The organism is Streptomyces sp. NPDC012466, from assembly GCF_042955215.1.
GTDB lineage: Bacteria > Actinomycetota > Actinomycetes > Streptomycetales > Streptomycetaceae > Streptomyces.
Map to the genome: position 1 here is coordinate 34,168 of NZ_JBIBEQ010000015.1, position 23,123 is coordinate 57,290.

20 protein-coding genes are annotated in these 23,123 nt (G+C 71.9%); 11 read left to right on the forward strand and 9 right to left on the reverse strand.

Annotated elements, in window-relative coordinates; all coding sequences use genetic code 11:
• Positions 1 to 5: 5 nt before the first annotated feature.
• The 3 genes from ACFY9E_RS37385 to ACFY9E_RS37395 all read right to left on the reverse strand — a co-directional run bounded on the left by ACFY9E_RS37385 (position 6) and on the right by ACFY9E_RS37395 (position 4,463).
• Positions 6 to 1,415, reverse strand: a complete 1,410-nt coding sequence (locus ACFY9E_RS37385; protein WP_390992394.1) for a SpoIIE family protein phosphatase — start codon at positions 1,413 to 1,415, stop codon at positions 6 to 8.
• A 331-nt stretch (positions 1,416 to 1,746) separates the two neighbouring features.
• Positions 1,747 to 2,841 carry a chemotaxis protein gene (locus ACFY9E_RS37390; protein WP_390992396.1) on the reverse strand — a complete coding sequence of 365 codons (1,095 nt, stop codon included), beginning with the start codon at positions 2,839 to 2,841 and terminating at the stop codon, positions 1,747 to 1,749.
• Positions 2,842 to 2,891: 50 nt separating this feature from the next.
• Positions 2,892 to 4,463, reverse strand: a complete 1,572-nt coding sequence (locus ACFY9E_RS37395; RefSeq protein ID WP_390992398.1) for an alpha/beta fold hydrolase — start codon at positions 4,461 to 4,463, stop codon at positions 2,892 to 2,894.
• 282 nt (positions 4,464 to 4,745) lie between these two features.
• On the opposite strand from ACFY9E_RS37395, the gene ACFY9E_RS37400 reads away from it, so the two are divergent.
• On the forward strand, positions 4,746 to 5,423 hold the full coding sequence (locus tag ACFY9E_RS37400; protein ID WP_390992400.1) for a chaplin family protein: 678 nt from the start codon (positions 4,746 to 4,748) through the stop codon (positions 5,421 to 5,423).
• A gap of 69 nt (positions 5,424 to 5,492) precedes the next feature.
• Here the strand turns inward: ACFY9E_RS37400 and ACFY9E_RS37405 are convergent, their stop codons facing one another.
• The 3 genes from ACFY9E_RS37405 to ACFY9E_RS37415 form a co-directional block, all read right to left on the reverse strand.
• Complete coding sequence (locus tag ACFY9E_RS37405; RefSeq protein WP_390992403.1) at positions 5,493 to 6,227, reverse strand: class I SAM-dependent methyltransferase; 735 nt, start codon at positions 6,225 to 6,227, stop codon at positions 5,493 to 5,495.
• A gap of 6 nt (positions 6,228 to 6,233) precedes the next feature.
• Positions 6,234 to 10,511: an aminotransferase class I/II-fold pyridoxal phosphate-dependent enzyme gene (locus tag ACFY9E_RS37410; protein ID WP_390992683.1), complete on the reverse strand. Its 4,278-nt coding sequence runs from the start codon at positions 10,509 to 10,511 to the stop codon at positions 6,234 to 6,236.
• A 175-nt stretch (positions 10,512 to 10,686) separates the two neighbouring features.
• The gene (locus tag ACFY9E_RS37415) at positions 10,687 to 11,172 is read right to left on the reverse strand and encodes a deaminase (protein WP_390992406.1); all 486 of its coding nucleotides are present in this window, start codon (positions 11,170 to 11,172) and stop codon (positions 10,687 to 10,689) included.
• A gap of 169 nt (positions 11,173 to 11,341) precedes the next feature.
• Here ACFY9E_RS37415 and ACFY9E_RS37420 point away from each other — a divergent pair, with 169 nt between their 5' ends.
• Positions 11,342 to 12,175 carry a GNAT family N-acetyltransferase gene (locus ACFY9E_RS37420; RefSeq protein ID WP_390992409.1) on the forward strand — a complete coding sequence of 278 codons (834 nt, stop codon included), beginning with the start codon at positions 11,342 to 11,344 and terminating at the stop codon, positions 12,173 to 12,175.
• Positions 12,172 to 13,098, forward strand: a complete 927-nt coding sequence (locus tag ACFY9E_RS37425) for an NAD-dependent epimerase/dehydratase family protein (RefSeq protein ID WP_390992412.1) — start codon at positions 12,172 to 12,174, stop codon at positions 13,096 to 13,098. Before ACFY9E_RS37420 ends, ACFY9E_RS37425 begins: the two co-directional genes overlap by 4 nt.
• Before the next feature lie 308 nt (positions 13,099 to 13,406).
• Here the strand turns inward: ACFY9E_RS37425 and ACFY9E_RS37430 are convergent, their stop codons facing one another.
• Positions 13,407 to 13,847: an SPW repeat protein gene (locus tag ACFY9E_RS37430; RefSeq protein WP_390992415.1), complete on the reverse strand. Its 441-nt coding sequence runs from the start codon at positions 13,845 to 13,847 to the stop codon at positions 13,407 to 13,409.
• A gap of 244 nt (positions 13,848 to 14,091) precedes the next feature.
• Between ACFY9E_RS37430 and ACFY9E_RS37435 the strand changes: the two genes are divergently transcribed.
• The 5 genes from ACFY9E_RS37435 (at position 14,092) to ACFY9E_RS37455 (ending at position 17,769) form a co-directional block, all read left to right on the forward strand.
• Entirely contained in the window at positions 14,092 to 14,265 is a 174-nt protein-coding gene (locus ACFY9E_RS37435) for a hypothetical protein (protein WP_352118768.1), read from the forward strand.
• Positions 14,266 to 14,432: 167 nt separating this feature from the next.
• Positions 14,433 to 14,510 carry a putative leader peptide gene (locus tag ACFY9E_RS37440; RefSeq protein ID WP_351405193.1) on the forward strand — a complete coding sequence of 26 codons (78 nt, stop codon included), beginning with the start codon at positions 14,433 to 14,435 and terminating at the stop codon, positions 14,508 to 14,510.
• A 193-nt stretch (positions 14,511 to 14,703) separates the two neighbouring features.
• Positions 14,704 to 15,258: an NADPH-dependent FMN reductase gene (ssuE, locus tag ACFY9E_RS37445; protein WP_390992418.1), complete on the forward strand. Its 555-nt coding sequence runs from the start codon at positions 14,704 to 14,706 to the stop codon at positions 15,256 to 15,258.
• 53 nt (positions 15,259 to 15,311) lie between these two features.
• On the forward strand, positions 15,312 to 16,463 hold the full coding sequence (locus ACFY9E_RS37450) for an LLM class flavin-dependent oxidoreductase (protein ID WP_390992421.1): 1,152 nt from the start codon (positions 15,312 to 15,314) through the stop codon (positions 16,461 to 16,463).
• Between the two features lie 103 nt (positions 16,464 to 16,566).
• On the forward strand, positions 16,567 to 17,769 hold the full coding sequence (locus tag ACFY9E_RS37455; protein WP_390992424.1) for a serine hydrolase: 1,203 nt from the start codon (positions 16,567 to 16,569) through the stop codon (positions 17,767 to 17,769).
• Here the strand turns inward: ACFY9E_RS37455 and ACFY9E_RS37460 are convergent.
• Together ACFY9E_RS37460 and ACFY9E_RS37465 are read right to left on the reverse strand one after the other, a co-directional pair.
• Entirely contained in the window at positions 17,766 to 18,815 is a 1,050-nt protein-coding gene (locus tag ACFY9E_RS37460; protein WP_390992427.1) for an acyl-CoA dehydrogenase family protein, read from the reverse strand. The two genes, ACFY9E_RS37455 and ACFY9E_RS37460, sit on opposite strands and share 4 nt — an antisense overlap.
• A gap of 90 nt (positions 18,816 to 18,905) precedes the next feature.
• Positions 18,906 to 20,009: an ABC transporter substrate-binding protein gene (locus tag ACFY9E_RS37465; protein ID WP_390992430.1), complete on the reverse strand. Its 1,104-nt coding sequence runs from the start codon at positions 20,007 to 20,009 to the stop codon at positions 18,906 to 18,908.
• Between the two features lie 79 nt (positions 20,010 to 20,088).
• Between ACFY9E_RS37465 and ACFY9E_RS37470 the strand changes: the two genes are divergently transcribed.
• The 3 genes from ACFY9E_RS37470 (at position 20,089) to ACFY9E_RS37480 (ending at position 23,100) form a co-directional block, all read left to right on the forward strand.
• A complete protein-coding gene (locus ACFY9E_RS37470; RefSeq protein WP_390992433.1) occupies positions 20,089 to 20,526 on the forward strand; it encodes a MarR family transcriptional regulator in 438 nt (145 codons plus the stop codon).
• 240 nt (positions 20,527 to 20,766) lie between these two features.
• Complete coding sequence (locus ACFY9E_RS37475) at positions 20,767 to 21,666, forward strand: glycoside hydrolase family 19 protein (protein ID WP_390992436.1); 900 nt, start codon at positions 20,767 to 20,769, stop codon at positions 21,664 to 21,666.
• Positions 21,667 to 21,738: 72 nt separating this feature from the next.
• Positions 21,739 to 23,100: a phospholipase gene (locus ACFY9E_RS37480; RefSeq protein ID WP_390992684.1), complete on the forward strand. Its 1,362-nt coding sequence runs from the start codon at positions 21,739 to 21,741 to the stop codon at positions 23,098 to 23,100.
• Positions 23,101 to 23,123 lie beyond the last annotated feature (23 nt).

Consider the following 23,123-nt stretch of genomic DNA (forward strand, 5'->3'; position numbering starts at 1 on the left):
GTGTCCTAAGACGTGACCTTGGCGACGAGTACACAGGCGTTGTCGTCGCGCTCGCTCTCGCCGAACTCCTGGACCACGGTTCGTACGCAGTCCTCCGCCGTGGAGTTTCCGGCCAGGCGCGGTGCCAGGCCGAGGAGGTGGTTCGCGGCCGCCGATCCCGTGTGCCCGGGCACGAGCCCGTCCGTGTGCAGGAGCAGCAGGTCGCCCACCTCGAGGGTCTCTTCGGCCTGCCCGTAGACGGCGCCTGAGGTGGCGCCGAGCAGGACACCGTCCGGTGCGCCCAGCACGCGCCCCGTCCCGTCGCGGAACAGCAGCGGGGCGGGGTGCCCGGCCTGCGCCCACACCAGCGTGCGGGTGGCGGGCCGGTAGCGGCAGCAGACGGCGCTGCCCAGCGCGGGTTGCACGGTGGCGTCGAGTAACTGGTTCAGCCAGGCCATCAACTGCCCCGGCCGGGCACCGGCCATCGCCATACCGCGTACGGCCCCGAGCAGCATGGTCATGTGGGACGCGACACCGACCCCCTGGCCGGTGAGGTCGCCGACGCTGAGAAGCGTTTCACCGTCGGTCAGTTCGAGTGCGTCGTACCAGTCGCCGCCGATGAGCGTGTTCGTGGACGCCGGCAGGTGATGGGCCGCGAGGTCCAGGGTCCGCGGTCCCCGGTGCGGGAGCCGCAGGGAACCGCGCCACGGCGGCAGCACGGCCTCCTGCAACTCGACCGCGAGCCGGTGTTCACTGTGCGCCGCCTCCTGCCGGTGGTGGAGCGAGTCACGGGTCTCGCTCACCGCCCGCTGGCTGCGGCGCAGTTCGCTGACGTCGCGCAGCACGGCCCACATCGAGGCGGTGCTGCCGTCGGTGTCGAGCACGGGTTCGCCCATCATGTGCACCGTCCGTACGTCGCCGCCCCGGCGGGCGACGCGGAACTCGCCGTCGATGGGTCGGGCGTCGACGAGGCAGTCGGTGACCATCGCCGTCAGCTTCGGCCGGTCCTCGTCGAGCACCAGGGACGGCAGCTCGTCCAGGGTGAGCGGGGGAGCGGCCGGGTCGCGGCCCAGGATCTCGTAGAGCTCACCGGACCAACTGGCCTCGTCCGTCAGCAGGTTCCACTCGGCGCTGCCGACGCGGCTGAGCAACGAACCCTGCGCGGGGACGCGGGGTGCGGGGGCGGCCGCCGTGGGCAGGGGGCCGTCGCGCAGCTGGGCCAAGTGCTCGTCGAGGTCGTTGAGCTGGTGGAGAGCCAGGTCGTACAGGGCGCGCTGCCAGCGTTCGCGAGGGTGGTCCGTTCCTTCCCCCTCGAAGTCGCGGCGCACCGCGTCCACGTCGCCCTTGAGCCGCCGCGTCTGGAATATGAGCGCGTCGACCGAGCCGCGTCCGGGCGGCTGGGCGGCTGGGCGGTCCGCGGAGAGGTGGGACGGCATGACGCACTCCGATGCGGGGACGGTACGACCAAGGCGGACGGAGGGACCGTTACGACTGTTGCACAGCCCGCGACGCCCTGTAAGGGATTCGGCGACACCCGATACGGTGGTGCTTCTGGCATATGCCACAGTCTCACGGAGTTACTCCGAGGTAGCTGCGGAGCGCGCCACCCGGAGGTCCAAGTCGTAGACTACACAGGGCATTTGACGGTCCGTTGGGGCAGTGGTGCGAGGTTGCTCCGGGTGTTCGACGGCCCTGTGTTCGAACCTTGTCGAGCGGTGGCCCCAGGACCCGTCGGACGCCTCATGGGGAGTCCGGCCCGTGCTCCGGTCAGTACCGCAGTACCCCGGCCATGCCGTCCGCCTCGCTCAGCGTGCCGTCCGGTACGAAGCGGACCTCGGCGCCGGTCTCCAGGCACTGCTCGACGATCTCGTCCACGATGTCCTCGCGTGCGTCGAGGTCGCCGCTCTCGGCGAGGATCAGATGGTCCCCGGCGTCACGCACGGTCACGCGGTAGTTCTCCTCGACGGCCAGCAGCCGGATGCGGCCCTCCCGGGCGCTCTGCCACAGTTCGTCGACGCCGGCGGCGAACTCCCGCCGCCCGCGTGCCGTTTCGAGGGCACGGGCCACGGCGTCCGTGCTCCTGCGGGACTCCGTCTCGACCACCGGGCGCAAGGCCTGCCACACGGCCTCGGGGGTGCCGTGCGCGAGTCCGCCGTGCGGGACGTGCACCGCGCCGCGGGCGGTGGTGCCGACCTCGTCCAGCAGGGACAGGGCGGCCGGTTCGCCGGTGACGTACAACTGCCTGGGATGCGCGCGCAGCACGGCGTTCATCGCGGTGTCGGCCTCGCGCAGGAACTGGCGGGTGCGCTCCTCGCGGAACGCGCTCGGCATGTCGCCGATCCGCTGCTGCCGCTCCGGGTCGAAGTTCTCCACGCGCCGGGTCAGCGGAAAACCGCCGACGCGGGCCTCGGCGACCCGGTCGACACCGCCGTTCCACAAGGTGGCGCGGTCCGCTGCGAGGGACAGGACCCAGAACGGCCGCCCGGCCGTCTGGGCGGAGACGAGATTGCGGGTGAGGAAGGTGTCCGAGAGCACCACGCGCTCGGGCACGGACCTGGCCAGTGACCACACCTGGTGCTCGCCCGGAGCGGCGAAGATCGCCAGGCCGTCCTCGGCGTGCGTGAGGTCGACCTCGGACAGGGCCCGGTCGAGGTGCCCGGCGACCTCGGCGCGTCGCTCCCGGGTGACCGCCGGGTCGGCCTCCAGTTGCCTCTTGGCCTCGGCCACCACGTTGCGCAGCCTGACCTGGTCCTGGGTTTTGTAGGGATCACGCCGATGTGTCGGCGTCAGCACGGAGACCGCGGGGTAGGGGCGCGGGCGCCGCAGTTCGGCAAGGGTCGCGGGACTCAGAACGCTCTCCATGACAGAACGATAGAGCGAATTCGGCATGGGGGCATTTGGGGTAATCGATCTTATTCGTCATCGCGGTCGGAGCCGCAGGAGCTGCCGTCCGGCGGCAGCGTCCCGTACAGCAGAAACGCGTCGACCTTGCCGTGCACGCACTTGGAGGACCCGTAGCCGGTGTGGCCCTCGCCCCGGTTGTCGAGCACCACGGCCGACGATCCGAGCCGCTCGGCCGTCTCCACCGTCCAGCGGTAGGGCGTGGCCGGGTCGCCGCGGGTGCCCACGAGCAGCATCCGCGGCGTGTCGACGTCCTTGACGTCGTCGCGGATGTAGTCGGTGCCCTTGGGGCGGCCGTAGCACATCAGCACCTGGGTCAGGCGGTACCGGCCGAAGACCGGTGACGCCTGCTCGTAGCGGGCGCGCAGCCGGCCCAGGTCCTTCGTGACCTGCGCGGCGGCGGGGCGGTCGGGATCGTCCGCGCAGTTGACCGCCATCAGCGCCGCCGGCAGGTTGTCGAGGGGCACGTCCGCCGGGTCGGTGAGTCCGGCGTGCGGGGCGCGCCGCGGCGGGAGGGTGAAGCCCCCGGACAGGAACGTCTCCAGACCGCGCGTGTCACCGTCCTCCAGCAGCTCGCCGATGGCCCGCTGCAGCGAGGGCCACAGTTCCCTGCTGTAGAGGCCCTGACCCAGGGCGCCCGCGAAGTCCTGGCCGGAGAAGGCCTCGCCGAAGTCGGTCGGCACCGGGTCCTTGTCGAGCGACTCGACCACCTGAACGACGTGCTCCCGGGCCTCGCGCGGGTTGCGTCCGAACGGGCAGGCGATGTCCTCGGTGCACCAGGTGAGGAAGTTCTCCAGCGCGGTCTGCTGGCCCTGTGCGCTCACCACACCCTGGTCGGCGAGCGACTCGGTCAGCGTGTCGACGCCGTCCAGCACCATCCTGCCGACCTTCTCGGGGTACTGGGCCGCGTACACCGCGCCGAGCCGGCTGCCGTAGGAGAAGCCCAGGTAGTTGAGCCGGTCGTCGCCGAGCGCGTCGCGCATGACGTCCAGGTCGCGGGCGGCGTTGACCGTGCCGATGTGGGGCAGGACCGGGCCCGAGTGCTCGGTGCACTCGGCCGCCGCCGCGCGCAGCTCTTCGAGCACGGCCTGGGCGTCGGTCGCGTTCGCGTTGCCGTCCGTCGCGTCCAGGGCGTTGTCCGAGGCGTTCCCGCAGCTGACCGGCGAGGAGCGGCCGACGCCGCGAGGGTCGAAGGAGACGACGTCGTAGCCGTTCGTCAGGCCCATGAAGTCCTTCGCGCCCATGGCGAGTTGGGCCACGCCCTGGCCACCGGGGCCGCCGAAGTTCAGCACGACCGAGCCCCTGGAGCTGCCGGTGGCGCGGTAGCGCGCGACGGCGAGATCGAGGGTGCCCTTGCCGGGCTGGGCGTAGTCGAGCGGGACGGTGACCTTCCCGCACTGGAGGTCCTTCGGCATGTCCATGCCCTCGCACTTCGACCAGGTGACCTTCTGGTCGTAGAAGCGCGTCAGTCCGGGCGGGGGGGTGTCGGCGGCCGGGAGCGCCGTGCCCAGCAGGGCGAGTCCGGCCGTGCCGGTGACCGCGCAGCGCCGTATCGAGGGGCGCGTGGACAGCTTGGCCAGCATCGATGCCTCCTGGGGCGCGGGACGCTCCGCAGCGGCCCGGGGAACGGCGCTCCCGCTCACCATAAGCGGGCCCCGGAAGCCGCGCCTCCGGGCGGGCGGGGCGGGGCTGCGCGCCGTGTCCCGCGCGGCTCGGCACCCGCATACGACGGGCTTTACCGCTAGTTCGACAACCGGGCCGCTCGATGGAGTGAAAGGCGGATAAGCCATAACTCGGATCGGCCGCCCCGCGTTCTGTCCTGTGCGGGTGAGTGCCCGCGACGATGTCTGGAAGGCAGGGGTCCCATGAGACGGGTTACCCGAAACGGAGTGATCGCCGTCGCCGCCGCCTCGGGCGCGATGGCCATGACCGTCCCGGCGTACGCCGGGGCCGGTGCGGACGGCACGACGGCCGGTTCGCCCGGGGTGGTCTCCGGCAACACCGTCCAGCTGCCGGTGCACGTCCCGGTGAACGTGTGCGGCAACACCGTGAACGTGGTGGGGCTCCTGAACCCCGCCGCGGGCAACAGCTGCGCGAACGAGGACGACGGACGCGGCGGCCGGCCGGGCCGTACCGGCGGCGCGGTCGCCCAGGGCAGCGGAAAGGATTCACCGGGAGTGATCTCCGGCAACGGCGTGCAGCTTCCGGTCGACCTCCCGGTCAACGTCACGGGCAACTCGGTGAACGTGGTCGGCATCGGCAACCCGTCGACCGGCAACGAGTCCTCGAACACCCCCGGCGAGGAGCGCCCGGACCGCCCCCAGCACCCACAGAAGCCGGTCCCGAGGCCGACCGCTCCATCCCGGCCCAACCCGGCGCCGGACCCGGCTCCGGAACCGGCCCCGCGCACCGTTCCGCACGCCAGGGGCGCGTTGGCCCACACGGGCACGGACCACACCCTCCAGGCGGTCGCGGCGAGCGCGGCGCTGGTCGCCGGGGGAGTGGTGCTGCGCCGCAGGTTCCGCCCGGGGTCGCAAGGCTGAGCCGCCAGCCGTGTCCGGGTGCCGAAGGCCCTGTCGCTCGTGCCGGCGGCGGGGCCTGCCGAAGCCGGGCTACACCGCCTCCGCCACCCCCGTGAGCAGCACCATCCCCGAGTCCCCGTAGTCCGGCAGGGTCGGGTCCACGTCGATGTGGGTCACGTCCAGGTCGCGGGTCAGGGGTGTGAAGACCTCCGTGACGGTCGCCGGGTTCACCGGGCAGCCGGGCCAGCGGGAGGCCGGGCCGATGCGGTACGTCGGCATGTTCTCCATGAACGCGGCGACCAGGTAGCCGCCCGGGCGGGCCATGCGGACGAAGGTGCGGCAGAAGTCGGCGAACTCGTCGAAGTCCTCCGTCACGCTCTCGGCGACGAAGTGCATGGAGGCGAGGTCGTACGCCCCCGGCGGCAGGGCCCGGACGTCGGCGTGGACGATGTGCACCGGCGCCAGCGCGCCCGCCATCGTCGCGGGCACGTCGGGATTGAGCCGTCGGCACAGCTCGTGGAAGGGCAGCCAGCTCGCGTCGAGACGGTGGCAGATCTGGTCCTGGAGGTAGGCGACATTGCTCGCTCCGGCCTCCACGGCGTCGATCCTGCGGCACGCGGCGGACGCGAGCATCAGCGGGTACAGGTTGGGGCCCGCCCCGAACTCCACCGAACGGGCGATCCCACCGGGCGGGAGGTTCCGGTAGAACGCGGAGTGGTGCGCGATGACCGCCGCGTCCGACGCGTGCACCTCCCGGTAGTTCTCCGCGAGGTAGTCGGCGACCGGCCAGCGGTCCCAGTCCACGTCGTCGTTGTGCGTCGTCATGGCCGTCTAGCCCTTCAGCCGCAGCGGGAAACGCTCGGACAGCCGGTCCAGGGTCCCGTTCAGGTGGTCGATGTCGTCGTCCGAGTTGAGGGCGGTGAGCTGGACGCGGAAACCCACCCGGTCACGCGGGACCAGCGGGTAGGCGGCCAGCGTCACGTAGATGCCCTCCTGCCACAGGAACGCGGCGACCGCGTCCAGGTCGGCGGGGTTCGCCAACGGCACCTCCACGATCGGCAGCCGGTCCCCGTTGAGGCTGCTCACCCCCATGCCGTCCAGGTGGTCGAGCACCCGGACCGTCTTGCGGTACAGATCGGCCCGGATGGCGTCCCCCCGGCGATCGTTGACGTCCAGCCCGGCCATCGCGGTCGCCAGTGACGCCGTCGGTGAAGGCCCCGAGTACAGGTAGGGTGCCGCCGCGGTCTTCAGCCGGTTCTTCAGCTCCGACGGCAGTGCGAGGAAGGCCAGCAGGGACGAGTACGCCTTGGAGAATCCGCCCACGAGCACGATCCCGTCGTACGACTCCCCGGTGTGCCGCACCACGCAGTTGCCGCGCATGCCGTACGGGCACGTCTCGCCCGGCCCGCGCTCCCCGATCACCCCGAAGCCGTGCGCGTCGTCGACGTACAGGGTCGCTCCCTCGGAGCGGCACACCGCCGCCAGCGCCGGCAGGTCGGGGATGTTGCCGCTCATGCTGTTGACACCGTCGAGGCACACCAGCCGTGGCGTCCCCGGCGGCACCCCGGCCAGCTGGGTGCGCAGTTCGTCGAGCCGCTCGGCGTGGAAGCGGTGCAGGGTCGCGCCCTGTGCCCGGGCCACCACGCAGCCGTCGTACACCGTGCGGTGCGCGGTCGCCTCCACGAAGACATGGCCGTCCTCGACGATGGTCGGGATCACCGAGGAGTGGATCAGCGTCAGCGTGGGCAGCAGCAGCGTGTCGGGCGCGCCCAGCAGTGCGGCGAGCCGTTCCTCGATGTCGGGGTACAGGCGCGGACTGCCCAACAGCCGAGACCAGCTGGGGTGCGTGCCCCACCGGCGCACAGCGGGATCGACCGCGTCCATGATCTCCGGGTCCCAGTCGAAGCCCAGGTAGTTGCACGACGCGAAGTCGATCAGCCACTGGTCGCCGCTGCGGATGTGCCTGCCGCGGACCTCGTCCAGGACCGCGTCGCTCATCGGGCTGGTGCGCCGCAGATGCTCCAGGTCCGCCCAGCGCGCCTCCCGGCGTCCTCGGGCGGCGTCGATCCGGGGCCGTCGTGTACGGGGAGGTGCGAACGGACGCACGCTCGGCTCCCGCAGCACCTGCGCGCTCTGCTCCACCGTCATCGGCCGGGCGAACAGGTATCCCTGCCCGAACCGGCATCCCATCCCGGCCAGCAGATCCCGCTGCGCGGTGTCCTCGATGCCCTCCGCGATGACCTGGAGGCCCAGGGTGTCGGCGATCCGCACGATGCCCTCGACCAGGGCGACCTGCTGGGCGTCGCGTGCGATGTTGTCGATGAACGACTTGTCGATCTTCAGTACGTCGATGGGGAAGTCCTGGAGGTAGCGCAGCGAGGAGAAGCCGGTGCCGAAGTCGTCGACCGCGATGTGCACCCCGAGTTCCTTGAGGGTGTTCAGCACCGTCTGGAGTCGGTCGTCGCGTTGCAGCAGCACGGTCTCCGTCAGCTCCAGTTGCAGCGATCCCGGTTCGAGGCCCGGTGTGCTCAGTGCCGCGCCGACCTGCTCGATGAACCCGGCGTCGCGGAACTGACGAGCGGAGACGTTCACACTGACGTACGGCGGTCGAGCCGGGCCCGGCAGCCGTTGCAGCCCCGCGATGTCGTTGACCGCGTTCTCCAGCACCCACGAGCCCAGCGCGGCGATGTGCCCGGTCTCCTCTGCCAGGCTGATGAACTGGTGCGGGGCGACGGCAGGCCGGCGCTCGTCCGGCCAGCGCACCAGCGCCTCGAACCCGACGACCTCGCCGCCCGTGATGTCCACGACCGGCTGGTAGCGCAGCCCGAACGTCTTGTCGGCGACCGCCTGGGCCAGCTGGGTCTGCAGATCGTGCCGCTCGACCATGCGGCTGCGCAGCAGCGGCTTGAAGCGGCGCCACTGCCGCTTGCCCGCCGCCTTCGCCGCGTACAGCGCGAGGTCGGCATGGCCCAGCAGCTCCTCCGCGTCCGTGCTGTCGTGCGCGGTGGCCACGCCCACGCTGGCCGACACCGTCACCGACTCGTCGGCCAGTTCGAACGGCCTGCTCAGCGCCTGGATCACCTGGGCCGCCAGCAGTTCGGCGTCCAAGGGCTGCTTGGCGTCCTCCATCAGCACGGCGAACTCGTCACCGCCGAGCCGGGCCGCGGTGTCGGTGCGCCGCAGTGCCCGGGACAGCCGGTTGCCGACGGCGACCAGCAGATGGTCGCCCACCCGGTGCCCCATGGTGTCGTTGACCAGTTTGAAGTCGTCGAGGTCGATGAAGAGCAGACAGGTCAGGGTCGACTCGCGGCGCCCGCGCAGCAGGGCGCGTTCGATCCGCTCCAGCAGCAGTGTCCGGTTGGGCAGCCCGGTCAGCGAGTCGTGGAAGGCCCGCTGCGTCAGCTCCTGCTCCAGCCGCCGCTGCTCGGTCACGTCCCGCAGGGTCACCACCAGTCCGGACACGGTCCGCTCGTCCCGGAAGTCGCTGAACCGGACCTCCACCTCGACACGCCCGTCCCTGCGCCGCACCCACCAGTGGTCGTGTCCCGCCCGCGCGCCCCGCTCCCGTACGGCGGCCAGCTCCCGGGCCGCCCGCTCCCGGTCGGCGGGGTCCACCAGATACGGCAGGGGCACGCCGATGAGCTCGTCGGAGCCGAACACCGACTGCGCGGACGGGCTGGCGTACCGGACGGTGTCGTCGTCCTCCAGGATCAGGATGACGTCGGCGGCGTTGCGGACGAGCGTGCGGAAGTACGCCTCGTTCTCCCGCCGGACGACCTCCCGGCGCAGCGCGACGCGCTCCATGGCCAGACCCGCGTGCGAGGCCAGGATCTCCAGGGAGCCCCAGGTCTCGTTGAGCTGCCGCTCGGGGGCGGCGACCAGCAGAATGCCGGGCACGGCTCCGGTCGGACGGTCCGGCTGGGTCATGGGGCACGCCAGGACGGACGGCAGGCCGTCCAGCTCGGCGGCGACCTCCGGGTCGAGGGCGGCCGGGCTCACCAGCCGGGTGCCGAGGGCGCCCAGGTCCGCCGCGCGCTCCGTCGGCAGCAGCATGGTCCGGTGCGGCACGTCCGGGCCCATCAGCCGGTCGACCGCCGCACGGCAGGACTGATCGACCTCCTCCCGCCGGAAGGCGGAGACCAGCGATGCGGCGGCTCCTCGCAGGGCGAGCTCCCGCCTCACCGCGTGGCGATGTGCCACGACCATCCCCGCCAGCCGGAAAATCACCAGCAGGAACAGCACGCCCGAGAAGGCCGCGATCACGGCGGCGTCCCGGGTCTGGCCGCTCAGCCCCTCCCAGAGCAGAATCCCCGGCGCGATGAGCGTGGCCACGGCGAGCACGACCAGCCGGCGCGGCGGCGGCAGCAGGGACTCCCGCTGTGGCACGGAAGCCGTCAGCTCGACCATGGACGGATGCAGCGCCGCCAGGCCCCAGGCGGTGTAGAAGGCGACCCAGCCGAGATCCAGCAGGCTGCCGGTCTGCCACACGTCGTACAGCTGCAGGATGCCGTAGGCGATGTCGGTGACGAGCAGGGTCACCGTGCCGACGACCAGCAGGCGCACCGCGCGATTCGAACCGTTGACCGGGCTGGGGGTGAGCAACCGGACCAGCAGGGCCAGCACGAGGATGTCGCCGAGGGGGTAGGCGATGCTGATGGCACGCTGCTGCCAGGTCAGGCCCTGCACCACCGTCAGCGGTTGCACCAGGTACACCCACACGGGCAACGCGAGGCCGGCGGTGACGATCAGTGCGTCGAGCAGGCTCGGCAGGTCGCGGTCGGCCCACCGGTGGCGCACCAGCCCCGACAGGCCGATCGCGAAGAGCGGGTACATGGCGAGGTAGCAGGCGTCGGCCGGGGACGGGAACGGGTTGGAGGCTCCCAGGTACTGCTCCATCACGAAGTAGTAGGTGTCGCCCGCGATGAAGACGAGCAGGCCGCCGGCCAGGACCCACCAGGGCCACTGGTGGGCGGGCCGGTAGAGGCGTGTGCCGATCAGGATGGCGGCGACACCCGCAAGCCCCATCACGGCCCACATCACGGGAACCATCGCGGGGACGGTCATGTACACGACCGTGACAACCGCGACCAGGCTCATGTAAGCGGCCATCAGCCGCCGAGCCGGCAGCAGGGACATGTGCCTCCCCCCGTCGGGGAGACCGGGGCGTTCGCCTGGTCTTACACCTGGTCAATGAATTCGATCGTAGGTTCGCCCGAGCTGCCCTGCATCTCAGGAGGATGTCGCCGGCCTGGATCCGCCGCTCCGTGCCGGGGCGGCCCGCGTCTCAGTCGCGTCCGCGGTGGAACCTGACGTGCAACTCCCGCACCTGATCGGTCAATTCTGGGACCGGCCCGTCCACGACTACACCGGGTGCGACCTCGTGCACGGGGAGTGTCCGGACCGGCGGCGCGGGTACTCCCAACTCCACCAGCCATCCGCTCAGTTGCTCGGACGAGGCGACATAGACGATGCGTCCGAGGCCCACCCAGGCGTGCGCGGCCGCGCACATCGGGCAGTGCTCGCCGGAGGTGTAGACCGTGGCGGCCGCCCGCTCCTGCGGGGTGAGATGCGCAGCCGACCAGCGCGCCAGCTCGAACTCGGGGTGCCGGGTGCGGTCGCCCGAGGCGACCCGGTTGTGGTCCTCTCCGAGGACGGTGCCGTCCCCGCCCACCAGGACCGAGCCGAACGGCTCGTCCCCGGCCTCCAGCGCCTCGGCCGCGAGTTCCACGCAGCGGCGCAGATGCGGCAGTTCCGTGTCCTTCACGACCATGGGACCGGCCTTTCCCGTGACTGGGTGATCACCAGGACCTTATGGCGCCGGTGGACCCGGCGGGAAGGAACGGGGCCGGGGGCGGGAAGGGACGTGGCCACGGGACGGGGGAGCCGCTGGGCCGAAAAACACTTTGCCGTCCGGTTCGGCGGCCTGCTGAAGTCTGCCCATGGACCATACCGAGCTGCTCGCCCTGTTCGACCGTGACCTGCGTGAGGGAGCGCGGCCGGACGGCCCGGACGCCCGCGTCGAGCGGACCGGTGGCGTCGTCCGCCAGGTCGCCTCGGCCCGGGGCTGGAACGGTGTCGTGTGGTCCGCCCTCGACGAGGCCGGAGCGGACGCGGCGATCGCCGGACAGATCGGCCACTACACGGTGCTCGGCCTGGACTTCGAGTGGAAGCTGTACGGGCACGACCGGCCGGCGGACCTCGGGCGGCGGCTGCTGGCGGCCGGGTTCACCGCCGGGTCCGAGGAGACGCTGATGATCGGCGAGGTCGGTGATCTGACCCTCGGCACCGAACCGCCCGAGGGAGTGCGCGTCGAGCCAGTCACCGACCCGGCGGGCGTCGATCTCGTGGCCGACGTCCACGAGAAGGCGTTCGGTGCGGACAGTTCCTGGCTGCGCCACCAACTCCTCGCCCGCCTCTCGTCCGACCCCGACACCGTCGTCGCCGTCGTGGCGATGGCCGGGGACGAGCCGGTCAGCGCGGCCCGGATGGAACTCGTGCCCGGCACGCCCTTCGCCGGGCTGTGGGGCGGCGGCACCGTCGAGGGCTGGCGCGGCCGCGGCATCTACCGCACCCTGGTGGCCCACCGCGCCCAGGCCGCCGCGAGCCGCGGCTACCGCTACCTCCAGGTCGATGCCTCGGGCCAGAGCCGGCCGATCCTGGAACGACTCGGCTTCGTGCCGCTGACGACCACCACGCCGTACACGTACACGTCCCGGCCGGGCCGGGGCGCGGATGTCACATCCGTGCCCGCCCGGTCCGTCGCAGTGTCATGACGACGAACGAGACGAACCGGAGCATCCTCCTCGCCGGCGCGAGCGGCGTCCTCGGCGGGCACATCGCCCGCGCCCTGACCGAGGCGGGCCACAAGGTCACCGGCCTCGGCCGGGGCCCCGGCAACGGCATCCGGGCCGACCTCATGGACCGTGACGCACTGCTGCGTGCCGTCGACGGGCACCACTTCGACACCGTGATCCATGCCGCGACCGCCCTGCGCAAGCCCCCGATGCGCGACCGCGACATGGACGTCACCGACGCGCTGCGCACCCGGGGCACGGCCCACCTGGTCGAGGCCGCCCGCGTCACCGGCGCCCGCCGCTTCGTCGTGGAGTCGATGGCCTTCGGCTACGGCTACGGCGACCACGGCGACCGCCCGCTCACCGAGGACGACCCCTTCGGCCCGCCCGGCGGCACACCCCCGCTGGAGCGGCACATCGCGGCCATGCGCACCAAGGAACGGCTCGCCTTCGAGGCGGAGGCACTGGAGGGCATCGCGCTGCGCTTCGGCCTCTTCTACGGCCCCGGCGGCACCGACGCCCTGCTGCCCCTGCTGCGCAAGCGGCAGCTGCCCCTGCCCGGTGACCGGAACCGTGTGCTGCCGTGGGTGGAGCTGGGCGACGCCGCCCGCGCGGTGGTCGCCGCCGTGGAGCGCGGCCGGCCGGGGCAGGCCTACAACATCGCGGACGGCACCCCGATGGGTTTTCGCGCCCACGTCGAGGCCGTGGCCGGGACCTTCGGGCTGCCGAAGCCGGTGACGGTGCCGCTGTGGCTGATGCGGCCCATGTCGTACGCGCACACCGTGATGTCGTCACGGCTGCGCCTGTCCTGCGCCAAGGCGGAGCGCGAACTCGGCTGGACACCGCTCTACGCGTCGAGCGGTGAGGGGCTCGCCGCGATGCGGTCGGGGGGCCGCCACTGAGGCCGGTGCGGCCGGCAGAAGGGGCCGCGCGGTGCGTGCGGCCCGCGTGGCAGGCGCCCGTGCGGACGGGCCGGCGGTGGCAGGCGGGTGCCGGTGCCGGTGGGCCGGGGCGGCAGGTGTCGGTGCCGGTGGTCCGGGGTGGCGTCGGTGCCGGTGGGCAGGCCGTCGTCGATGCGCCACCGGCACCGCACGGACGAAAGGTCCGGCGCGGCGACGCCGGCGCGGCGGAGGGATGCCGATGCTCACTCGCCCGCGTGGACGGGCCGGTCCGGAGCGCGGACCGGCCCTCGGTTCCCGTGCGGCGGGCGCTAGGGCCTGCTCGAGGCCTTCGCCGCCGTTCCGGCGCACACCAGCCCCAGGATCACGGCCAGGGCACCGATGATGATGTTGTTCCATACGACACCGGCGTCCGGGCTCTCGCCGACGATCCACGGCGCGATGATCAACCACACCCCGAGGGCGCACATGGCCCAGCTCAGGCCGTACATGCGTTCCGGAGCGCGAGTGAACCCGAGCGCCAGCAGGCCGATCGCGATGCCCATGATCAGGTTGTGGGCCGTGAGCGACGGCTGGCCGGCCGTGTAGTGGACTATCCACGGTGAGGCGGCGCAGTACAGACCGAGCAGGAACACCGGTCCGTCCACGAGTGCCACATCGCGGCCACCGAGCACGCGGGCGTACCGATCCCGCATCTCGGAGGCATCAGGGTGGCCTGTCATGTCACCTCTGGTGGGCGAGACGTTGGCCATGACTCGTCTCCTTCATGGTGCAGGGCGACCGCGTCGGGTGGGGAGTGCGGTAAACGCCGCGTAAGCATCAGTCTGCTCTTATTTTTCCCTTATGTGTAGAGGTCGCGCAGTGCGCAGGCCGTACCGGAGCGCCGTGTGCCCCGGTGGTACATGTCCGGGCGGATCGGGGGCAACCGGATGTGTACGACAGCGACCGATCAGACGTCGCCCGACGGGCGGCGCGGGACAGGGGAGGGCAGCGGACGTGACTGCGGCCATCAGCGCGAAGGTGTTGGAACGGTTCCCGGCGGGATCCCCGCGAGGATCGTGGCCCGCGGAGGAGTACGCGGCGCGCTGCCGCGCCGAGGGCGAGCCCGCCACTGTCGTGATGGACCTGGAGTCGGACGCCTTCCTCGTGGTCGTCCCGTCGGACGACTGAGTTCCGGCACCCTCGGCACACGGCGCGCCCCCTCGGTCGTTCCGAACCGCGGGGGCGCGCAGGCCTTTCCGGAATGGTCACGGCGAAAGAGCGGGTCCGGGATACGAGATGAGCCGCGGATTCCTTGACGGCCGTCGGCTCCCGCTGCCACGATCCATGGCATGACCATGCGACTGGACCTCACGCGGCGACGCCACGTCGACCTCGCACGCGTCTCCAGCGCCTCCTGTCGCGCCGCAGCCTGAGTCTCCCGGCCCGCCGCTTCTTCTCACCGCCGTATCCCCTTTCGGCCGACCACCGTCGTGCCGACGGGACGCCGTGCGCGGTGAATTTCCCTCACGCCTGAATTCGGTGCTCCAACACGCCGTCCGCATACGGCCTTTTCCCGAATTCGGCGGCGCTCCGCGCAGTCGCGCCTTCTTTCGGAAAAGAGAGTCCATGGCCACCGTCCTGTCCGTCTCCGGCAGCCCCTCCGCCGCCTCCCGCACCAGCCGACTGCTGCGCCACCTGGACAAGCGGCTGGAGGCCCAGGGCCATGACGTGATCCCGCTCGACATCCGCACCATCCCCGCCGAAGCCCTGCTCGGCGCCGACTTCCACCACCCCGCGATCGTGGAGGCCACCGAGCTGTTCGCACGGGCCGACGGTGTCGTCGTCGGCACCCCCGTCTACAAGGCGTCCTACTCCGGTGTCCTCAAGGCCCTGCTGGACCTGCTCCCGCAGTACGCCCTCACCGGCAAGACCGTCCTGCCGCTCGCCACCGGCGGCAGCGTCGCCCATGTCCTGGCCATCGACTACGCCCTGCGCCCGGTGCTCAACTCCATGGGTGCGGCCCACATCGTGCAGGGCTGGTTCACCCTCGACAAGGACATCGCCGTGCAGGACGACGGCTCCCTGACCGTCGCGCCGGCCGCCACCGAGGCACTCGGCCAGGTGGTCGACCAGTTCTCCGCCGCGCTCGGCCGCACCCCACTGCTGGCCGTGGCGGGCTGACCCCCCACCGCCACGACGCCGCGTCACCCACCCCCCTCGATCGGAGACGTTCCGTGCCCCTCACCTTCCACTGGTTCCTGCCCACCAACGGCGACAGCCGCCATGTCGTCGGCGGCGGTCACGGCACCCCGGCCACCGCGTCCGGGCGGGACCGGCCGCCGACGGTCGCCTACCTGAGCCAGATCGCACGGGCCGCCGAGGAAGTGGGCTTCACGGGCGCCCTCACGCCCACCGGGGCCTGGTGCGAGGACGCCTGGCTCACCACCGCGATGGTCGCCCAGCACACCGAACGCCTGAAGTTCCTCGTCGCCTTCCGGCCGGGACTGATCTCACCCACGCTCGCCGCGCAGATGGCCGCCACCTTCCAGCGTCAGACCGGCGGACGGCTGCTGCTCAACGTCGTCACCGGTGGCGAGAACCAGGAGCAGCGCGCCTTCGGCGACTTCCTCGACAAGGACGGGCGCTACCGCCGCACCGGCGAATTCCTCCACGTCGTAAGGGAGTTGTGGGAAGGGAGGACCGTCGATCTGCACGGTGAGCACGTCCGGGTGGAGAACGCGGCACTGGCCCGCGTACCGGACCCCGTGCCCCAGGTGTACTTCGGCGGCTCCTCGCCCATCGCCGGGGAGGTCGCCGCCCGGCACGCCGACGTCTATCTCACCTGGGGCGAGCCGCCGGCCCAGGTCGCCGAGAAGATCACCCGGATCAGGTCGCTGGCCGCCGGGCAGGGCCGCATCCTCCGCTTCGGCATCCGGCTGCACGTCATCACCCGCGACACCGCCGAGCAGGCCTGGGCCGAGGCGAACCGGCTGCTCGACGGGTTCGACCCGGAGACGGTGGCGTCCGTGCAGGCGGGGCTCGCCCGCAGCGAGTCCGAGGGGCAGCGGCGCATGCTCGCCCTGCACGGCGGCCGCCGCGACCGCCTGGAGATCCACCCCAACCTGTGGGCCGGCATCGGCCTGGTGCGCGGCGGCGCGGGCACCGCCCTGGTCGGCAGCCACGACGAGGTCGCCGAGCGGATCAAGGAGTACCACGCCCTGGGCATCGACGAGTTCATCCTCTCCGGCTATCCGCACCTGGAGGAGGCGTACTGGTTCGGCGAGGGTGTTCTGCCCCGCCTCACCGCGCAGGGACTGTGGCGGCACCCCGCGGGCGAGGAGACCGCGCCCACCGCTCCGGCGCCGTTCGTGCCGGTCGCGAGCTGACACCTCACGGCTCCCCTCGCAAAGATCAACCCTGGCGGCCGACTCGGGCGTCCTGGTCACCGAGAGGGCACTCCTGCCCTGTCGGTGACCAGGAGGCACACCCATGAAGCAGCGGGCCGCACGCACCGTCTCGATCGCCCTGGCCGTGGCACTGTCCGCCGGAACGGCGGCACTCGCCCCGGCAGCACAGGCAGCGGATCACAAGCACGGCCACCAGGCCACCCGGACCGCGTTACGCGCTCTGATCGAGAAGGGCGGACTCCCCGGAGCCGCGGCCATGGTCCGTGACGGCAAGGGGAGTTGGTTCGGGACGTCGGGTTACGCGGACACCGGGACCCGCCGTGCGCGGTCGGCCGCAGACCACTTCCGCGGGGCCAGCATCACCAAGACGTTCGTGGCGACCGTCCTGCTCCAACTGGAGGCCGAAGGCACACTGGACCTGGACGACACGGTCGAGCGATGGCTGCCCGGCCTGCTGCGAGGCAACGGCTACGACGGCAGCAAGGTCACGCTGCGGCAGCTTCTCAACCACACCAGCGGCATCGCGAACTACACCGACGACCCCGGCTTCAGCCACGACACCGCGGGGCCCGGCTTCCCGGAGCACCGGTACGACACCCATGAGCCCGAGGAACTGGTGGCGATCGCGCTGCGGCACCCGCCGCGGCCAGGCCCGGAGAACGAGCCGTCGTACTCGAACACCAACTTCGTCCTCGCGGGCATGGTCGTCGAGAAGGCGACCGGACGCTCGTACGCGCGGGAGATCACGCGCCGCGTCATCCGGCCCCTGAAGCTGCGAGGGACGTCGTTCCCCGGCACGGCACCGCAGATGCCGGAACCACACCCCGTCGGCTACTCCCGGCTCCACCAGGACGCCCCCGACGCCGAGATCCACGACGCCACCGAACAGAACATGACCTGGCTCGGTGCGGCCGGTGACGTCATCTCCACCGCCGGCGACCTCAACCGCTTCCACCGGGCTCTCGTGAAGGGCGAGCTGCTGCCCGCGCGGCAGATGAAGGAGATGTTCGACGAGGTTCCGGCCGGATACGGCGTCGGCTACGGACTCGGAGTGGAGTTCGCGCAGTTGTCCTGCGGTGTGAAGGTGGTGGGCAAGAGCGGCCGCACCAACGGCTCCCTGTCCGCGATGGTCGGCACCCAGGACGGCAGGCACCAGCTCACGTTCAACATCAACGGCGACTGGCTCCCGGATTCCTCGCTCTACACCGACGTCATCGAAGCGGAGTTCTGCGGCGAGGTACCGGCCCGGCCGGGGCGGGTGCCGGCCCTGCACCGGGTCGGTTAGCCGGACGCCAGCGCGCCGAGGTGCGTGCGGCGTGCCTCGGCCGTCTGCCCCTGCACCAGCAGGAACATCCCCTCGCGCGCCAACCGCTGGGCCCGGCTGCCCAGTTCCATGGAGCGGCCGCCCCCGGCCACGATCGCCGCGGTCGTGGCCGCGCGCAGGAGGTCGTACGCCCGGGTCTTCACGGCCAGCCGCTCCGGGACGCAGTCGTGCCCGGCGGGCCGGTCGGCGAGGGCGTAGGCCTCCCGGCGGACCTGATCGAGCCGGGCCCCCAGCGCTTCGGCCGTCTCCTCGCCCTCCGGGCTCCGCGCCACCAGGTCCAGCGCCGCGCGGGCCACCCCGAACACCGCGGGACTGGCGTTCGCGGCCCGGGGCAGGTCGACCGCCGCGAACTCCTCCTGCGCCGCGCGCAGCACGACGGCCTCCGCCGGCACCCGCAGGCCGTCCAGTTCCAGGGACACCGTGCGGGCGGCGGTCAGGGCCGCGAGCCGCATCGGCGCCGAGGGAGTCAGCCCCGGCTGCTCACGGGCCTCGGCGAACACGAACACCACCTCGGCCGCGTCGGTCACCCCGGCCAGCAGCATCACGTCGTTCAGGCCCCAGCCCGTGTACCAGGGCACCCTGCCCTCGAACCGCCAGCCGCCCTCCTCGGGAACGGCTCGCACGGGCACCCGGGGGAAGGCCCGGACATGGGCGAAGGCGATGCCCGCCATCAGCTCGCCGGTCGCCAGCGGGCGCAGCAGCCTCTCCCTGACGGGCGAGTCGTGGGTGGCGAGCAGCTTCACCGGCGTGTGGTGCTGTGTCTGCACGAACCATGTGGAGCAGCACGCCCCGGCCAGGATCTCCGCGGTCTCCCGTGCCACGGCGACGGGCGCGTCCGCCCCGCCGTACTCCTGCGGCGCGACCACCCCGAGCAGTCCCGCCCGCTTCACCGCCTCGACATGGCTCGCGGGCACCTCCTCCCGGTCGACCCGCTCGGCCTGCGGGACGAGGAGATCGCGCGCCAGTCGGTGTGCGCCGGTGACGAGGGGATGGGGTGTGGTGGTCATGGGAGGGATTCTCGCCCTCGGGCGGTGCGGGACGCCTTTCCGGGGGGTGTGTCGTCGGCCGGCCGGCACGTGGGCGGGACCCGGGGGCCGTCAGGGACGCGTGTCCAGTTCCGTGAGCACGTCGAAGTCCAGTCCGTCGGCCCGCGCCAGGTAGATGCGCTGGCGCACATGGGCGCCCCGCAGGTGCAGCAGTCCGCGCGGGCCCTCGTACGACACCGCCCCCGCCACCGCCCCGATCGCCGAGACATCCAGCGCCCCGGCCCTCTTCAGCAGTGCGGCCAGCAGCAGCACGCCCTCGTAGCAGGATTCGCCGAGGCTGCCGAGGGCGGGCGCGTCGACGCCGTAGCGGGCGGCGTACCGCCCGTGGAAGTCGAGGGTGTCGCGATTGGCCAGCGAGGCGAAGAACCCGGCCGTGCTGTAGAGGTCCTCGGTGGCCTCCGGGCCGCTCGCCACCAGCATGTTCTCGTCCATCAGCGTGCTCAGCCGCAGACAGCGCGCGTCCAGGCCGTACGCCGTGAACGCCCGGTTGAAGCGCACCGCGTCACTGCCGACGAGCAGCATCAGCACCGCGTCGGCGTCCGAGTGCTCGACGCGGCGCAGCACCGGCTCGAAGTCGTGGGTGCCGAGCGGCAGGTACACCTCACCGGCGACGCACCCGCCGGAAGCCCGTGCGTACCGGCGGGCCGACCGGGCCGTGTGCCGGGGCCACACGTAGTCGTTGCCCACCACGTACCAGCGCCGCACCCCGCGCTCGCGCGCCAGTAGTTCCATCGCCGGGCGCAGCTGGTCGCGCGGGGTCTCGCTCGTCAGGAACACGCCCGCCGTGTCCTCCCCGCCCTCGTACAGCGCGGTGTACACGTACGGAACGCGGTGCGCGATCCTCGGCGCCAGGGCCTGCCGCACGGAGGAGATGTGCCAGCCCGTGACGCCCTGCACGGCACCCAGGTCCACCAGCGCCTCCACCTCGTCGGCGATCTCCCGAGGCGCTCCCGAGCCGTCGACCGGCACCAGCCGGAGCTCCCTGCCGAGCACGCCGCCGTCCCGGTTGACCTCCTCGGCGGCCAGCCGCGCGCACAGCTCACACGTGGGCCCGAAGATCCCGGCCGGCCCTCGCAGGGGGAAGACGAGGGCCACACCGAGCACGGAGTCGTCGGCCGTGAACCACTCGGGCGCGGGGAGGTCGTGCCGGAACATGGCGTCATGATTCCGGCTCGACCGGACGGACTCCAGTGCGTCTCCTACGATGGACACCCCTCGTGACCTAGGAGCAGGGATGTCCAGCCCCACCCCACGTCGGCCCGACGACCTCGTGCAGTTGCTGACGCGGGCCGAACGGCTCGCGGCGCGGCGGTTGCAGGGCGTTCTGGAGGCGGAGGGCTGCTCGCTCGAGGCGTGGCGTGTGCTGGCCTCGCTGTCCGACGGCGAGGGGCACCACATGACGGGGCTCGCGGAGGCCGCGTTCCTGCCGCCTCCGACGCTGACCAAGCTGGTCGACCAGCTCGTCGACCAGAATCTCGTGCACCGCAGGGTCGATCCGTTCGACCGGCGTCGCGTCCTCGCCCATCTCACCCCGCGCGGGCAGGAGTACTGGCAGCGGGTCGACCGCGCGGTCCGCGCCGGCTGGCCCCCGCTCGGCGACGGCGACGACGAGGTGCTGCGGTCCCTGCTGGACCGGCTGGCGGCGACGCTGGCGGACGCCGCGCAGGTGTGATCCCCCGGGCCCCGGCCCCGGGGCGCGCTGACCGGACGTCATCCGGCTCGGGGACAACTGGTCTGCACCTGACTGGTCTACACCCTTGACTGGTACAGACCAACGCGGTTGAGTGTGGCTCCACAGCCCCCACCACGGCCGCCCCCACGCCGTGACCGGACCACCGGTGCGTGCGGTCAAGGGTCTGCCTCACCCTGCCCTCGTCGGGGTGCGGCCGTGCTCCGCGAAGGAGTTGAACCCGTGTCGAGACGCCGCATCTCCGCAGTCCTGGCCACCCTCGCCCTCGCCGGCACCGCGCCGGTGCTCCTGCCCGCCTCGAACGCCTCGGCCGCCTCGGCCGCGGCGTGCTCCAGTTACCCGAACTGGACGGCGGGGAAGGCGTATGCCGCGGGCGACATCGTCCGCTACACCGACGGCAAGGCGTACATCGCCGAGCACGCCAACCCGGGCTACGACCCGGTCATCAGCACCTGGTACTGGGAGCCCTACGCCTGTGACAACGGTCCCGGCACGCCCGACGCGCGCTTCGTGGTGACCGAGGCCCAGTTCAACCAGATGTTCCCGAACCGGAATTCGTTCTACAGCTACAGCGGCCTCACCGCGGCCCTGAGCGCCTACCCCGGCTTCGCCAACACCGGCGGCGACACGGTGAAGAAGCAGGAGGCCGCCGCCTTCCTGGCCAACGTCAGCCACGAGACCGGCGGTCTGGTGCACGTGGTGGAGCAGAACACCGCCAACTACCCGCACTACTGCGACTGGAGCCGGCCGTACGGCTGCCCGGCCGGACAGGCCGCCTACTACGGACGCGGCCCGATCCAGCTGAGCTGGAACTTCAACTACAAGGCAGCGGGCGACGCGCTCGGCATCGACCTGCTGGGCAACCCCTGGCTGGTGCAGAACGATTCGGCCGTCGCCTGGAAGACGGCCCTGTGGTACTGGAACACCCAGACCGGCCCCGGCAGCATGACGCCGCACAACGCCATGGTGAACGGCGCGGGGTTCGGCCAGACGATCCGCAGCATCAACGGCTCCCTGGAGTGCGACGGCAAGAACCCGGCGCAGGTGCAGAGCCGCGTGAACAACTACCAGCGGTTCACGCAGATCCTCGGCACGTCACCCGGCGGCAACCTGTACTGCTGACGCCGGACCCCACGGCGTGGTGTCATGCGGAATGTCATGAACCTGACTGACTGAAGGGCATCCCTCATGCGCCTGCGCACCCCCCACGCCCTGCTCGCCACGACCGCGGCACTGGCCGCCGCGGTCGTGGCCCCCCAACCCGCTGCCGCCGCGGTCCCGGCTCCGGGTGCGTACTACGTCCAGAGCGTCATGACCGGGCTCAACGCGGCCGACAACGGCGGAGCGGTCGAGCAGCACAGACCCCGGGGCAACGAGGACCGCCAGCAGTGGCAGCTGAAGCCGAACGGCTCCACGTACCTGCTGGAGAGCACCGACACGCCCGGCAGCTGCCTCGGCCGCAACGGCGACCAGGCCGCGACCGTCACCTGCGCCGGCGCCGACGCCGGGTGGGAGATCAGCCCTCTCGGCGCCGACCGCTACACGCTCAAGGCCCTCGGAACCTCGCGTCACCTCACGGTGGCGCCCAAGCCGTCCGGCGCCACCTACCCCGCCCGGCTCGCCCTCGGCGGACCCGGCGACCTCGCCGCCTGGTACCTCACCCCGGTCACGCCGACCACCGGCCCGATGCCACCGCAGGACCGGCGCACCCTGGACCAGGTCACCTTCCTCACCGCGCACAACGCGTACGCCAACGGCGTCGACGGCGGCTTCGCCCCGCCCTTCGTCAACCTCGTGCCCAACCAGACCCGCGGCATCGAACGCCAACTCGCCGACGGGGTGCGCGGATTCATGCTGGACATCCACCAGACACCCGACGGCGCGATCCTCTGCCACAACAGCTGCACCCTGGTCAGCAGACCCGTCGCCCTGTGGGTCGACCTCCAGCGCATGGTCGACTTCCTGAAGGCCCACCCCGACCAGTTCGTCACCGTCTTCCTGGAGGACTACGTCGACCCCGCCGTCCTGCGCGCCGAACTCGCCCGCGTCAACGGCCTGGCGGACGTGCTCTACCGGCCCGACCTCACCGGTGTACGGCAGAACGGCTGGCCGACGATGGCGGACCTGACCGCCGCGGGCGACCGGCTGCTGATCTTCACCGACCACAGCCGCTCCGCCGACCAGGCCGCGGGACTGACCCGGGACAGCTTCGGCGTCATGTACCAGCGCGAGTGGACCGTCGAGAATCACTGGTCGATGGGCTCGGGCGTCGGCACCTCCGACTGGTCCTGCTACAGCCGCTGGTACGGCGCCGACACCAACATCCCGCTGACCCGCACCGAACCCGGTTTCCGCCCGCTGTTCGTCATGAACCACTTCCGTGACGTCCCGCTCACCGGCACGGCCGGCACGGACAACACCAAACTCGCCGACCGCGCCCAGAGGTTCTGCCAGCCGGCCGCCCGCAAGAAGCCCAACTTCCTCGCCGTGGACCACTACGACCGAGGCAACCCGGCCTCCGCCGTCACCACCCTCAACGCATACACGTACCCGTAAACCGGTTTCGCCGGCCCGCGCGT

Excerpts from the sequence above, each read along its gene's own strand:
- ACFY9E_RS37425 (WP_390992412.1), top strand. The coding sequence starts at position 12,172 with ATGACGACGAACGAGACGAACCGGAGCATCCTCCTCGCCGGCGCGAGC.
- ACFY9E_RS37390 (WP_390992396.1), bottom strand. The coding sequence starts at position 2,841 with ATGGAGAGCGTTCTGAGTCCCGCGACCCTTGCCGAACTGCGGCGCCCG.
- ACFY9E_RS37405 (WP_390992403.1), bottom strand. The coding sequence starts at position 6,227 with ATGACGACGCACAACGACGACGTGGACTGGGACCGCTGGCCGGTCGCC.
- ACFY9E_RS37465 (WP_390992430.1), bottom strand. The coding sequence starts at position 20,009 with ATGTTCCGGCACGACCTCCCCGCGCCCGAGTGGTTCACGGCCGACGAC.
- ACFY9E_RS37470 (WP_390992433.1), top strand. The coding sequence starts at position 20,089 with ATGTCCAGCCCCACCCCACGTCGGCCCGACGACCTCGTGCAGTTGCTG.
- ACFY9E_RS37420 (WP_390992409.1), top strand. The coding sequence starts at position 11,342 with ATGGACCATACCGAGCTGCTCGCCCTGTTCGACCGTGACCTGCGTGAG.
- ACFY9E_RS37410 (WP_390992683.1), bottom strand. The coding sequence starts at position 10,511 with ATGGCCGCTTACATGAGCCTGGTCGCGGTTGTCACGGTCGTGTACATG.
- ACFY9E_RS37415 (WP_390992406.1), bottom strand. The coding sequence starts at position 11,172 with ATGGTCGTGAAGGACACGGAACTGCCGCATCTGCGCCGCTGCGTGGAA.
- ACFY9E_RS37460 (WP_390992427.1), bottom strand. The coding sequence starts at position 18,815 with ATGACCACCACACCCCATCCCCTCGTCACCGGCGCACACCGACTGGCG.
- ACFY9E_RS37455 (WP_390992424.1), top strand. The coding sequence starts at position 16,567 with ATGAAGCAGCGGGCCGCACGCACCGTCTCGATCGCCCTGGCCGTGGCA.
- ACFY9E_RS37400 (WP_390992400.1), top strand. The coding sequence starts at position 4,746 with ATGAGACGGGTTACCCGAAACGGAGTGATCGCCGTCGCCGCCGCCTCG.
- ACFY9E_RS37440 (WP_351405193.1), top strand. The coding sequence starts at position 14,433 with ATGCGACTGGACCTCACGCGGCGACGCCACGTCGACCTCGCACGCGTC.
- ssuE (WP_390992418.1), top strand. The coding sequence starts at position 14,704 with ATGGCCACCGTCCTGTCCGTCTCCGGCAGCCCCTCCGCCGCCTCCCGC.
- ACFY9E_RS37430 (WP_390992415.1), bottom strand. The coding sequence starts at position 13,847 with ATGGCCAACGTCTCGCCCACCAGAGGTGACATGACAGGCCACCCTGAT.
- ACFY9E_RS37395 (WP_390992398.1), bottom strand. The coding sequence starts at position 4,463 with ATGCTGGCCAAGCTGTCCACGCGCCCCTCGATACGGCGCTGCGCGGTC.
- ACFY9E_RS37385 (WP_390992394.1), bottom strand. The coding sequence starts at position 1,415 with ATGCCGTCCCACCTCTCCGCGGACCGCCCAGCCGCCCAGCCGCCCGGA.